The sequence below is a fragment of the Oceanobacillus sp. FSL W8-0428 genome (genome assembly GCF_038004405.1).
Lineage (GTDB): Bacteria > Bacillota > Bacilli > Bacillales > Amphibacillaceae > Oceanobacillus > Oceanobacillus sojae.
Map to the genome: position 1 here is coordinate 4926108 of NZ_JBBORB010000001.1, position 13446 is coordinate 4939553.

At 38.2% G+C, this 13446-nt stretch carries 13 protein-coding genes and 1 pseudogene; 3 read left to right on the forward strand and 11 right to left on the reverse strand.

All coding sequences use genetic code 11. The annotated features are described in order from the left end of the window. Positions 1 to 51: 51 nt before the first annotated feature. Positions 52 to 1281 carry an MFS transporter gene (locus tag MKY30_RS23680; RefSeq protein ID WP_339282602.1) on the reverse strand — a complete coding sequence of 410 codons (1230 nt, stop codon included), beginning with the start codon at positions 1279 to 1281 and terminating at the stop codon, positions 52 to 54. Between the two features lie 118 nt (positions 1282 to 1399). Here MKY30_RS23680 and MKY30_RS23685 point away from each other — a divergent pair, with 118 nt between their 5' ends. Then, positions 1400 to 2296 (forward strand): LysR substrate-binding domain-containing protein, encoded by an 897-nt coding sequence (locus MKY30_RS23685; protein ID WP_156984854.1) that lies wholly within the window; start codon positions 1400 to 1402, stop codon positions 2294 to 2296. Between the two features lie 113 nt (positions 2297 to 2409). On the opposite strand, the gene MKY30_RS23690 is transcribed toward MKY30_RS23685, so the two are convergent. The 8 genes and pseudogenes from MKY30_RS23690 to MKY30_RS23725 form a co-directional block, all read right to left on the reverse strand. Further along, complete coding sequence (locus MKY30_RS23690; protein ID WP_147210300.1) at positions 2410 to 2880, reverse strand: DinB family protein; 471 nt, start codon at positions 2878 to 2880, stop codon at positions 2410 to 2412. A gap of 179 nt (positions 2881 to 3059) precedes the next feature. Further along, positions 3060 to 3878 (reverse strand): formate/nitrite transporter family protein, encoded by an 819-nt coding sequence (locus MKY30_RS23695; protein ID WP_339282604.1) that lies wholly within the window; start codon positions 3876 to 3878, stop codon positions 3060 to 3062. Next, on the reverse strand, positions 3875 to 4363 hold the full coding sequence (locus MKY30_RS23700) for a precorrin-2 dehydrogenase/sirohydrochlorin ferrochelatase family protein (RefSeq protein WP_341085573.1): 489 nt from the start codon (positions 4361 to 4363) through the stop codon (positions 3875 to 3877). The genes MKY30_RS23695 and MKY30_RS23700 overlap by 4 nt, the downstream gene beginning before the upstream one ends. After that, positions 4281 to 5072: a sirohydrochlorin chelatase gene (locus MKY30_RS23705; RefSeq protein WP_339282606.1), complete on the reverse strand. Its 792-nt coding sequence runs from the start codon at positions 5070 to 5072 to the stop codon at positions 4281 to 4283. The genes MKY30_RS23700 and MKY30_RS23705 overlap by 83 nt, the downstream gene beginning before the upstream one ends. A 1-nt stretch (position 5073) precedes the next feature. Next, positions 5074 to 6480 carry a uroporphyrinogen-III C-methyltransferase gene (gene cobA, locus MKY30_RS23710; RefSeq protein ID WP_341085574.1) on the reverse strand — a complete coding sequence of 469 codons (1407 nt, stop codon included), beginning with the start codon at positions 6478 to 6480 and terminating at the stop codon, positions 5074 to 5076. Positions 6481 to 6483: 3 nt separating this feature from the next. Then, entirely contained in the window at positions 6484 to 6801 is a 318-nt protein-coding gene (gene nirD, locus MKY30_RS23715) for a nitrite reductase small subunit NirD (RefSeq protein WP_147210295.1), read from the reverse strand. A gap of 51 nt (positions 6802 to 6852) precedes the next feature. Further along, positions 6853 to 9248 (reverse strand): annotated as a pseudogene (gene nirB / locus MKY30_RS23720) (nitrite reductase large subunit NirB). A gap of 368 nt (positions 9249 to 9616) precedes the next feature. Continuing rightward, positions 9617 to 10972, reverse strand: coding sequence for a serine hydrolase domain-containing protein (locus tag MKY30_RS23725; protein ID WP_341085575.1), 1356 nt, complete (start codon positions 10970 to 10972; stop codon positions 9617 to 9619). A 116-nt stretch (positions 10973 to 11088) separates the two neighbouring features. On the opposite strand from MKY30_RS23725, the gene MKY30_RS23730 reads away from it, so the two are divergent. After that, positions 11089 to 11331, forward strand: coding sequence for a hypothetical protein (locus MKY30_RS23730; protein WP_147210292.1), 243 nt, complete (start codon positions 11089 to 11091; stop codon positions 11329 to 11331). Between the two features lie 32 nt (positions 11332 to 11363). Continuing rightward, positions 11364 to 11696 (forward strand): hypothetical protein, encoded by a 333-nt coding sequence (locus MKY30_RS23735; protein ID WP_147210291.1) that lies wholly within the window; start codon positions 11364 to 11366, stop codon positions 11694 to 11696. A 128-nt stretch (positions 11697 to 11824) separates the two neighbouring features. Here MKY30_RS23735 and MKY30_RS23740 read toward each other — a convergent pair whose 3' ends face one another. Beyond that, positions 11825 to 12736: an aminoglycoside phosphotransferase family protein gene (locus MKY30_RS23740; protein ID WP_339282617.1), complete on the reverse strand. Its 912-nt coding sequence runs from the start codon at positions 12734 to 12736 to the stop codon at positions 11825 to 11827. Positions 12737 to 12776: 40 nt separating this feature from the next. After that, positions 12777 to 13298, reverse strand: a complete 522-nt coding sequence (locus tag MKY30_RS23745; RefSeq protein WP_339286316.1) for a GrpB family protein — start codon at positions 13296 to 13298, stop codon at positions 12777 to 12779. Positions 13299 to 13446 lie beyond the last annotated feature (148 nt).

A 13446-nucleotide genomic window follows, 5' to 3' on the forward strand; every position in this document is an offset into this window, starting at 1 on the left:
TAAAAACCCTCTTCACCATTTTGAATTGAATGATGAAGAGGGATAAAATAATTAATTTGCCCAGCTTCCTTCGCTTGCTGCCGTTTCTTGTTTTATCATTTTCGTCTGCTTTGCTTTTTTCCCATGCAGAAAATAGTATAAAACGGTAATGCCGACCACTAACAGACCCATGGCTAAATATAGATTACGGTAGCCTAAGAATGGAATCAGCATGCCTAAAAGAAATGGAGCAAAGCCTGCTCCTAAATCTGCAAGCATATAAAAGGTTGATGTTGCCAAACCATTCTTTTCTTTTGGAGCAGCTTTTACAGCAATTGCTTGAGAACTTGGTATGATTGTTCCATACCCCAGACCAATAAAAACAGCGGATAATAATAGTAAAAACCCGTTTGTTGCTGTTGCTAATAAGCCTAATCCAATAACAAAGCTTAAAAAGGATGGGTACATTACTTTATTTTCTCCAAAACGGTCAAATATTTTTCCAGTAAACGGACGTGAAACCAATGTGCTTACGGCATAAGCCATAAAGAAGAAGCTTGCAACAGAAACAAGGTTAATTTCCTGTGCATATGCAGTTAAGAAGGAAAGTACACTTGCATATGCAACCCCTACGAATACTGCAACAAAAGCAATTGGCAATGCTTCTTTCTGCACATATTTATCCAGCCCTTTTGCCGGAGCAGGCAATTTTTGATCCTCCAATTTTGGCAGAGGAGCCATGTTAATTTTTTTTATTGTCAGGCCAATTAAGAATGCTGCTGTAATAATTGCCAGACAGAATGTAAAGTTCATTTCAAATCCAAGGCGCTGGTTAATTAAAATACCAACAAATGGTCCGATTGCAGATGCTACGGTTGTACTTAATGCATAGTACCCAATTCCTTCTCCCTTACGAGATTCAGGAACAATTTTGGAAGCAATAGCCCCCGTAGAGGTAGATGAAATACCAAAAGCGATTCCGTGTAAAAAACGGACAATCATTAGAATTACCAAGCTATGAATTGTGAAATAAAGAGAAATAGTGGCAATAGAAGCAACCAGACCAATCATTAAAATATATTTGGGCTGCCATTGGTCAATATATTTACCGGAATACAGACGTCCAACTAACATACCTATAATGAATATTCCAGCTGCTAAGCCTCCCATTCCTTCACTTGCCTTGTACTCTTCCATTGTGAATACAGTCACAGTTACAATAAGAGAATAGTGAATAATATACATAAGAAAATTCACTAGTGTAATCAACATAAAATCCTTTGTCCAAAGCTTTTCCGACATGAAAAACACCACTTTCTTAAAAAACAGTATATATTTATTATATCCATCAGAAATATTGTTGTATAATTAAAATTAGTGATGTTTACATTAATAAAACTTATGTAAAGGAGTGATTAGATTGAATTTTGAACAATTACAGTATATCAAAGCTGTATTAGAATATGAGTCGATCACACATGCCTCTGAAGCGCTGCATATCAGTCAATCGGCTTTAAGTCAATCGATTGCAAGTTTTGAAAAAGAAATAGAGCATAAACTTTTTATCCGTTCCAGAAGCGGTACGATACCAACAGAAAATGGAAAAAAACTTATCCCGATTATCTTAGAAATCCTAGAATCCGAATCAAAGCTAAGGCAAACTGCCAACTCCTTATCAGCGACGCTGCGAGGAACGTTAAAGATTGCAACAACTCCATCCTTATTTATGACAGTTGTTCCACGTGCCCTCTCAAGCTTCAGAAAGGACTATCCGCAAATCGAAGTAAGTATTATCGAGGCAGAGAATGATGAGATTTTTCATCTCGTACAAAAAAAGGAGATAGATATCGGTCTGTTTTCTTTAATGGATTATCATAAAATTGATTCCAGCATGGAGGTCTATTCTTTATTCCTCTCCAGCAGCTTTAAAGTAATTGTTCCGATTGATTCCAAACTGGCTTTCCGAGAGTCATTAACCTTGGAAGACATTCAGGATTCACCTTTTATTTTATTCGACCGGGAATTTTATAATGTAAATATTGAAAAGTTTGAAGCAAGCCAAGGGCCGTTAAATATTTTATTTACGACAAAGAATCCCAGTGTTCTTTTCCGCTCTGTATCAGCCGGGCTCGGGATCAGCATTGCTTCTGACTTAATGCTGCAGGATGATCCTTATATACAGACGAAAACAATTACCGCTGTTCCGATAGGGTATCCATTTAATGATGAAATTCAATTTGCAGGATTAGCTAATAAAAATAATGAAAAAAAACAGCTTACTGAGACATTTATTTCTTATATAAGAAATAATAAATAATCAGCTTAATCCATTAAGCTGACTAAAAGGATATAGCATATTAACTCTTCAAAATATACTATATCCTTTTTATTTAACTGATGTATTTATAGATGAAATACCTTTATTGTGCTCTAATCATGCTGTCTGATACACTTTTTAATATCCATAATTGCCTGCAAATGCATCCCTTCATGGAAAATAGTACGAATTAATACCTGCTCAACTGTATACATCCCCATATCAATCGGTGCAAATTCTTCGGTCAGCCGATCTTTATATTGTTTCTTAATAACATCAGGCTGCTCTCTTAATAAACTCACCAGCTGTTCAAACGCTGGTGTTTCTGAGGTGAAATCCTCTGGAGAAGTTCCAAAACCGAACCACTTATTAAAATACCTTGTTGCTTCAGAGGTCTCTTTCGTTAATGCCTCGATCCACAGAAATTGATCCAGGTAAATATGCCCCAGATTCCAGCGGATATTATTATTAAAATTCCCAGGTATTACCTCTGCCTGCTCACTTGATATTCCTTCCACAGCTGTCAAAACATCGGCCCGATATGCAGAAAGCTGATTAAACAATACTTCCTGTTCATTAGTCAATGTTGTCTCCTCCCTTCTACAGGTATTCCAACCTGTTTGTCCCCTCTTTAATCATTTCTACATAATTGATATAACTCCTGCCTGAACAGTACACGTATATGTAATAATCTATTGTGCCCTGCAACAAAAAAAGATATGATACTCATTTTCCAATGAGCAACATACCTTTGCTTAAATACTTATGCTTCTTTCTTAAATTTCTGGTCAACAGCAGACTCAGACTGCACATGCGAATTTTTCTGTGTGATTCCATACCAATAAGCAGCTCCAATAAAAACAGCTCCGCCGACAATATTACCTAAGGATACAGGAATTAAATTTGCAGCAAGTCCGGCCAGGGAAATTGTTTCCGGATGCGGAATCATTAAGGCCGTTGTCAATACAGTCATATTTGCCACACTATGCTCAAATCCAGATGTGATAAAAGCGAATAGACACCAGAAAATCATAATAAGCTTTGCTGTTTCATCCTTCAGCTTCACAGAACACCATACTGCAAGACAGACAAGAATATTACACAGGATACCACGGACAAACAGCTCCATAAACGCGCCATTCATCTTTGCTCCTGCTGAGGAAATAATGAAATCAGCCGTTCCTCCCGTTGCAAGTCCAGAATAAAAGAATAATCCGGCCACAATAATCGCTCCGGCAAAATTACCAAAATAACTGAACACCCAAATACGCAGCACATCTAAAATCTTTGTTTTTTTTGTTAAAAAACCAATCGTCATAATCATATTGTTTCCCGTAAATAAATCAGATCCAGCCATAATGACCAGGCTCAATGCTATTCCAAAGGATACTCCCATTACAATAGATGTTCCAGCAAAACCTGTCGGAGCAAGCATACCGCCGATAGTAAAAATCAAAATGATACCGAGTCCCACGAAAAAGCCTGCCAGCATGGTCATAATGAGATACTTACTTTTACTATGATTCAATTGTTTCACCTTGGAAACAGCGGTGTTACTGAAAGTGGTTATTGTCTCCATCATTTTTTATTCCTCCTCTTTGCATACATGTCTACAGTATAACCCAGGGTGTTGTTATAGCGGACTTCCAGTTCAGCTTTCAATTCTTTGGCGAGCTCCGGACTTGCACCGGATGTGGAAATTGCCAGGATGAACTTATCCCGTCTGACCACTGCCGGAGTAATAAAATCAGACCGTTCACTCTTACTCGTATCATTAACCCACTGATTCGCTGCAGCACACTGGCAAACATACTCATTCACTGCTTTGTTATCTGTCGCTGCAAAAATAAGATGTGCTCCCTTTAAATCTTTTGCTTCAAATTCTTTCTGCTTCCACACCACATCATGCAGTTTAAATAACTCCTTCCGTATACCTGGGCTGACAACTACTATTTTAACACCAGTCTCTGCCAGCCCCTTTGCTTTACGCAGAGCTATTTTTCCTCCTCCGATAATTACTGCCTTCTTTCCGTTCAGATTCATCATTACCGGATACAGCTTCTCCATCACAGGCTTCCTCCATCCGTTTGATTAATGTTTTTTTCATCAGCTCATCAAATTCTAAATTTCGGCAGATATCAAAGGTATCTTTTGAGTTGAAGACAGTCTGTTTTATTTTTTCAAGCAGCAGACCTGTAAATAATAGATAAGGCATTACATAGACTTTTTTATATCTATAGGGAAGGAAGGCCATTGCCTCCTCCATACTAGGTTTGCCAAGCTTTAGAAAAGCTGCATACACAGGAATACCCAATTTCTGCTCAACTTTTCTTCCAATCTGCTGCAATCCTTGAACAGGCCCAAGATGACTGCTTCCTCTGCCAACAAGTAAAATTGCTGTATCCTGCTCGTTCTTTTCAGCATTAATACGTTTCACTACAAGGTCAACCATATATGGATGCGTGCCAAATGGTTCTGTCATTTTAAATGATATAAAAGGATATTTCTTTTGAACAGCACGTAGTTCTTCCGGAATATCCAATTTATGATGGAGTGCTGAAAAAAGAAGGATAGGAACAACTAAAAAGCGTTTTGCTCCTCCAGCTATTAATTTTTCAAGTGTCTCAGAAATTGGTGGATCTGTTAATTCTAAAAAAGCAATTTCCTGGTTCCGATAATCTACTTCCTGCATCACTGATTCTATAAACTTCTTAAATTGAGCATTCCCTGCTTCACGCCGGCTTCCATGACCAATATAAACCACTGCATCAAACATGTTAATCCCTCCAATTCATTCGTTTTAATTCCGACTGAACCGCTTCATCAATAACACTAAACCCATGCTCCATGGCGTATTCCTTTACAGACTCTCCTATATATGCAAACTGAATATCCAATAGATGATGCACGTCAAGCTTCTTTAACTCTTTTATAAAGCTGGTTACCGCTGCTTTATTTGGAAAAATAACCGTTTCCCAATCTTCTTCCATTAACATTCGTTTGTTAATCTCATCAAAACGTTTATCAGCCAGCCACTCATGAGTAGAATAAGCTTCCTTTTCAGGACATATATCCGATTGTGAACCAATCACTATCGAAGATGCATCGCTGATCTCCGCTTTGTTCGCCATAATTCCTCTTGCTTCCAACGCTTTTTTTGTTTGCTCCGTCTGGTATTCTATATTACGAGGCAGATCACGAATATCATAATGGGCCTGAGTATATTGATGAAACAGAATATCTACACTTGATGCATTTGTAAAAGTGAGCCGATTCGCATGCATAATCACTTTTAATTCTTCCTTTGTAAATGAATGAATCTTTTGCTTCCATATTGGAAAGGAATAAGCTTCTGCTCCGAGCTCTGTAAAATAATCCTCCATAGCAAATGGACTTCCGGATGCTTTGGCAATAAGAATTCTTCTTCCACTGAACATTTTCTTATCAAACCAGATAAGCTTCTTTCTAAGCTCAACAACATCGCCGACAATCATCATCGCCGGACTTTCAATATGTCCTTTTTCAATGATGGCTTGAATGGTTTCCAATGTTCCCTCGGCCACTTTTTGTTTTCCTAATGTCCCCCACTGGATAATAGCTACTTTGGTGTCAGCCGGCTTTCCCTGATTAATCAATTCTCTGCAATTAACCAGCATTTTTTTCATGCCCATATAGTAGGCAATCGTATCTCCCAACAGCTGTCCGTCACCATGCAAAGCCGCATTACTTTTACAGGTATGCCCCGTTCTGAGCGTCAAGCTGGTGCTGTAATCCCGATGAGTAACAGGGATTCCTGCATAGGCTGCTGCCGCAATACTGGAAGTAATACCAGGAACTATTTCAAATGCAATATGATTAGCGGCAAGCTCTTCCGCCTCCTCGCCGACTCTTCCGAAAACGGAAGGATCGCCACCTTTCAAGCGGACAACATAATACCCTTTGCTCGCGTATTGAACGAGCAGTTTATTTATCTTCTCCTGCCGCATCGTATGTCTCTCTGGGAGCTTCCCGCAATAAATAAATTCACAGGAATCCTTCGCATTGCGCAGCAGTCTCGGGTTTGCCAGACGATCATACAAAATGATATCCGCTTTATTTAAACATTGAATTCCTTTTTCAGTCATCAGCCCTGTATCCCCAGGGCCGGCACCGACGAATGAAACAAATCCTTTTGGCTTTTCCATAAGCTACACCGTTATGTGTACATAACCGTCAATAATCTCTGTCTCATAGACAGTTACGCAGCCGTCATCCGGTGCTTGCACTTTTCCAGTGAGCAATGAAATTTTCCGGTTATGCAGTGGACAAAAGACAAATCCTCCAGAGACAATTCCTTCGGCTAAAGGGCCGCCGGCATGCGGACATCTGCTTCCGATTGCCTGAACCTCTCCATTAGTCAGATGAAAAAGAGCTATAGCCTCTCCGTCCACATGGATTTCCTTTCCAATTTGTTTTGGCAAATCCTCCAATTTAATGATTTTTATCTTCTCTTTACTGGCTTCCATAATAAGAACCTCCCTTTGTCAAAAGTACTATACTCTCCTACAGCTCATTGTTCATTTTTTCACAATTTCATACAGCTCTTTTTCTTTTCTATTTTTAAGTGTGCTGCTCCAAGCTTCTTTATACGTACCTTTTGCATGATGGAATCTTTCTATCAGTGCAGTATTTTGTTTTTCATTTAAAAGAACAAGTTTAATATTTTCCGCTCCTATCCGATCGACCCAAGGAGCAGTTCTTTCATTATAAATACCAGTTTCCCGATAATACTGCATAAAAGCCGTCGCCATGGTGATTACTTCTTCTTCCGTCTTTACGGTTGTAAAGGAGTCACATTCGCGGACCTCTGTTCCGCCATTTCCTCCAAAGTAAAGCTGAAATCCGTTTTCGACACAGACAACGCCAAAATCTTTGGTTAATGCTTCTGCACAGTTACGTGGACAGCCTGACACACCTATTTTCATTTTATGAGGAGTGTCTACCATCTCCAGCTCTTTCTCTAAACGAATTCCCAATCCCAGAGAATCCTGCGTTCCGAAACGGCAAAACTGAGCGCCGACACAGGATTTTACATTTCGCAATGATTTGGAATAAGCATATCCTGATCGCATGCCAAGGTCTTCCCATACTTGTGGTACATCTTCTTTTTTCACTCCGTATAATCCAACTCTGCTTGCACCGGTGATTTTTACTAAAGGTACATTATATTTATTCGCAACTTCCCCCAGCCGGATTAAGTCATCGCCAGTTGTTGTTCCGCCGTACATTCGTGGAACAACAGAGAATGTACCGTTATTTTGGATATTACCGTTCATCCGCTCATTTACTAAACGGGAAGCTTTGTCATCTTCATATTCTCCCGGTCTAATCATTCTCATATAATAATTGAGCGCAGGACGGCAGACATGACAGCCTTCTTCATTTGCAAATCCAAGTACATTACGGACTTCTTTTGGAGATTGCAGACCTTTCTCTTTGATTTCTGCAACGACTTCATCCCGCGTCAGCATTGTACATCCACACATTCCAGTTTTTACCGCAGCCGGATCAAATCTGTCTCCCAGCGTATGTGAGAGGATACCTTCCACAACACCCTTACATTTCCCGCAGGAAGCGCCAGCCTTGGTACAGTTTTTTACTTCCTCAAATGATTTTAAATTCTGTTCCAGGATAGCCTGAACAATCGTTCCTTTTGTGACACCATTACAGCCGCAGACTGTTTCATCCGGGCTCATCTCAGCTATCATCTCTTCTGATGCATCTTCACCAGCTTTTTGCAGGACTGCAGCACTTGTAAAATCACTGATATCTGTTTCTTTCTTCAGCATGCTGAACAGCCGGGTTCCGTCTGAAGCATCACCATAAAGCACGACACCGACTACTTTGTTATCTGAAACAAGAACCTTCTTATATACACCCGAAAACTGATCCTGAACGATAATTGCATCTGTATTTTCATCTTCTTCAATTTTTCCACCTGAGAATAAATCACAGCCCGCAACTTTTAGTTGTGTAGATAAAATACTGCCGTGATACCCGGCTGTATTCTCTCCCGTTAAATACTTCGCAAGCTCTATCCCCTGCTCATAAAGTGGTGCGACCAGTCCATAGGTGATACCGTTATGCTCAGCACACTCCCCTATTGCATAAATAGAAGGAACTGAAGTCTGCATCTGATCATTCACGACGACACCCCGATTGACATTCAGCCCGGCCTGTTTTGCCAAAACAACATTAGGCCGGATCCCAACTGCCATCACTACAAGGTCACATTCGATAGAAGAACCATCTGAAAATGTGATTCCTTCCACCCGTTCCCCTCCATAAATTTCAGCTGTCTGCTTTTCCATTAAAAATTCCATTCCCTGTGCTTCTTAAGCATTTTAGCTGCAGGGTTATCTAATTGCTGCTCCATCAGTCTTGGCATCAGGTGTACAACCTGAACCTGCATACCCCGATCCATTAATCCTCTGGCTGCTTCCAATCCAAGGAGTCCGCCGCCAATCACAGCTGCTTTTTTATAGCGCTTTGACGTGTCAATCATAAATTCTGTATCCTGAATGTTTCTAAAGCCGATAACGCCTTCCAGCTCGCTTCCAGGTACAGGTAAAATAAATGCGCTGGATCCAGTTGCAATAATTAACTCATCATAAGGAATAACTCTATCTTTATCTGTCTTCATTTTTTTATCTTCCGTTTTTATTTCCGTTACTTTTTCACCGGTAAACAGTGTAATTTCATTTTCCTGATACCATTCCCAATCATTCATATTAATTTCAGAGACCTCTGTTTTTCCTTGTAAAACATGTGAAAGCATAATCCGATTGTAGTTTGGATAAGGTTCATCTCCGATAATAGTGATTTCAAAAGTCTCTTTATTTCTTTTTAAAATTTCCTCGATACACCTGACTCCAGCCATCCCATTTCCAATCATTACGAGCTTTCTCTTCATGGCATAATCCTCCAATTTTTGTGAAGTAATTCACATGATATCCCCAAAAAATAAATTGTGAATTGTTTCACAATTGTAATTAAAATTTTTTGCTTTTTTAGCCTATATTTAGTTAAGAAGTAAATCCCTCTACAGTTAGTGTAGCATATTCTTTTTTTGAATTGCATTGATTTTTTGAACAGTTTGTGTCTGGTTTTGAGTGACTTGATGAAAAGTTGTTTAATTGAAAGGGCGTGCTTTAGGAAAAAATTAAATCGGTGAAATATATGCCATCATTTATTATGACAAAGCAGGGTCGCCTTAACCTCCAGGCAACCCTGCCAAATTAATGTTCATTCTGTATCTTTTAGCTTTATATATTTGTAAAACTATTCACTTTTTAGAAGTTGTCTAAATCCAAAGTGAAGGCGTCCGTCTTTAAACTGCAACAGGAAATCAGTGCCCTGCATGGTAATTGTCACCGCTCTGCTGCTGACGGCTTGCGTTGGTATTTGAGCTCCCTGGATCTCTACAAAAATTGCTTTATCTTTTTCATAAACCTTAATTGTTTGTCCCTCATTAGATTTGTAGACTCCAGTAATAGCCTTGCAATCTGCTTCGCTAAGTGTATAATCATCATATTTAGCAGCTTTTTTATCTGGTGCTATATCCATTTCGCTTTGCAGAGCTCCTCTCAGAAGAGATTCCGCAGGGGCACCTGCAATATTCGTCAGACAGATAGCGGCAATATTTTTCTCAGACAGCACTGCGAAATGTGCCGTCACGCCTTTAATCCCTCCACCATGTTCAATAAGCGTTGTACCAAAAAAGTCAGGTGTAATCATAACTCCATAACCATAATACCGGCCAGGCTCTATTTCAATATATTGAGCGGTCATTGCAGTAAGACTTTCTTCCGTTAAAATACCATTGCCTTTGTTTAAAAAGACATCACTATAACGAAGCATATCATTCGCAGTTGATTTAACATAACCGGCTGCCCACATTACTGGGGCATCCCACCATTCAGGTGAGTATTTAATAGCCGGTGTCTCAGCTGTCGGGTCAATATCATACTGACGTGCTGCCTGCTCGTCCAATTGATTCGGATTCAAAAAGCTGCTTTTCATCCCGAGAGGAGTAAAGATATTTTTCTCTATATAATGTTCATATGGCAGCCCGCTAACACGTTCAATAATGATACTAAGCAAGGCATAGCCGTCGTTTGAATAGCTGAATGATTTTCCGGGCTCGTCAAGCAGGTCAAATGACAGGCTATTTAAATAACCTATAAATTCGTCATACGTATCAATACTGTCCTGCTCCCGTTCAAGAGGTAAGCCCAATTTGATCTGCACATCGAATGAGCCATCTCTTTCCATTGACCGCTTATTTGCGTAAAAAAGTGTGTTTAATGGCGGAATGCCGGACGTATGAGTCATCAAGTGATGAAGCGTTATTTCATCACTTCCTTTAAATGTAATCTCAGGTATATATGCCTTAATATAATCATCGACGGATAGATTTCCCTTTTCTTGCAGCTGGAGAATTGCGATACTAGCCATTGATTTTGTGATACTTCCAATTCCAAAAATCGTGTCAGCCGTTACAGGTAATTCATTTTCCTTATCCCGGTACCCGAACCCTTTTTCGTAAATTTGATTGTTCAATGCAACGATTGCTCCCGGAGTTTTATAGGCATTCACGAGCGATTCAGCGAATTCTTCATATACTTTTTTATCCATAGAACTACCTTCCTTTTTAACTTAATAAATATTCTTTTTATTGTTCAAATGTTCTCTGAAATTTCCTTTAAATACAATACTTGTTAAGTTATTTTAACATACATGGAGGTTAGTTCATGAAAAAAATCCGCCTATTTTTATTTATTAGTCTTTGTTTAATTCTTAGTAGTTGTAGTAGTCAAACGAGTTCTTCAAAAGAATTACCTCCTTCCATAACGATAAAACAAGCGATCGATTTAGCTTATTCAGATGCTATAAAATGGGATGAAAAAGCTAAATTAATTGAAGGGACCAGTGTTGATAATGATATGATAAAGAACCAACCGGAGCTGATGGAAAACGGAGATATTGGAACATAACTTTTGGAGTACCTAATACAAGCCGCCTTTATTTGGTAAACATACATGACGCAAAAATTAATGAACACGTAGAATTACCTGATGAAGGCATCATTCATCCAGAAAATCATTTTATTGATGACTTATCAAAAATCAAACACGACAGCCCTGAACTCTTAGAAAAAGCAAAAAAATTAACAGACTTATATCCAGGCGACCTATTTGCAAAAGGATATAACTTCGGAGTTACAAATGATCCTAAAAATGGGACAGTGGTGATTAAAGTAGTTGGATGGGACAAAGCATTAAAAAGCATGAAATATGTCTTATTTAATGCTGAAACTGGTGAATTTTATTCTGAATTTGAAAGAGAACAATACAGATAACATGGGGATGCTTTTTTTTAGCAAAGAATAATTTTGAACCTTAAAAGGGCCGCACATTTTTATCTGCTTCTAAGATGTGATCCCCCTTTTACTAATCAATATTGTAAAACTCTGTACATTGCAGATCGTCAAACACTGCATCTCACAAACCATTCAGGTGGATTATTATTATTAAAATCATGTGTTTCAATGATATAACGCGTTCTCTCCTGCACATCTTTCAAATTCCCTCTCAAGTAACCGCTGATTTGATTCGCATGCTGGTTTAAAGCAACAAATAAATTGTACTTTCGCCAGAATATATCTGGAATTTTATTATCAAAATATCCCATCACCTGTCCTTTAGCAAAATAAGTGCTTGTTTGAATTGTGTATTTCGGCAGCTTAAAAAATTCTTCCCATGGATCGCCCCAGTCAAATGAATCAAAATCGATAATTCCGTTTAACTTCTCATTTTTTATAATAATATTTTGAGGATGAAAATCATCGTGCTGGAAACTCACCGGGCTATTCTTTAACATATCAATATTCTCATTAATATAACCCTCTATAAATTTTTGTTTATAAAAGGCCAGGCCGAATTTTTTGCAGGTTTGTAATTTATCTTGATATTTTTGGAACCTTTTTTGATACCAGTTAAATGTGATATCCGGTGTTAATAAATGAATTTTTCTTAATTCTCTCCCTGCTTGCAAGCCAATTTTATACTGTGAATGCTCCCCTAGCTCAGGTAAAGCAATATCACCGCTTATTCCTTTAATATAAGGCAGAATCAGATAGCATATCCACTCTTTTTCACTGTATCCAAACAGCTTTGCTTTTTGGCATAAAACTTTATTTTGATAATGATGATTTAGCAGCTCAAATTCATGTTTGATTCTATCTCTTTTTTCAAAATCATATATTTTCAATAAATATGCCGGATTATTTTCAGAAGAATAGAGTTTATATTTTTTTGCAGATGAATACCCTGCTTTTAATTCTTTATAGCTTTCTGCGTGTAAATGATTAGAAGTGATGATCTCTCTTATGTTAACCATACAGCCCCCTCATAAGTTCCTTTATCTCATTCAATTTTTATCAAAGGTGCCCTTTCTCTTTTTTATACCATTCCAAAGCTCTCTGCTCCAGTTCACTCACATAGCTTCTTTTTGCTTTACTGTATTCGTTTGTATCCTGATACTTCATTGCTAACTGCTCTTTAAACTGGCTATATTTAACGGCTTCCTTTGTATGTATCCTTAAATAATCTCTGAATATTAAATGTCTGTCTATCTCCTCATTTCCTTCTTGATAGATATGTATATGATGTGTTCTATCCTCGCCTCCTTTGCGCAATAATCTTCTGCCTTCAATGCCCCATTCACCAGCTATATCATAGCCTAGTTCTCTTATGTACGGGTTAAGTTGATCAACTTTATCAATATTTTTAACAATAATCAGCATATCAATGACTGGCTTAGCTTTCATATTAACAATAGAGGTACTGCCAAAGTGCTCAAATTGAATGACAAGATCACCAAACAGTTCGCTTAACCGCTTACATTCCTTTTTATATTCATTTACCCAATCAGGATTATAAGGACTTAATCTGACTTTCAACATATCTCTCCCCTTTTATATACATAGTTTAAGATAATATTTTTAACCTGATTTCTGAGCCCAGTAACAAAATAGCAGTCCTAAAATAATAAAAAGAGTTGAAAACATTGATATATCAACATTTACAACCCTTTTTCATATTCTCCAA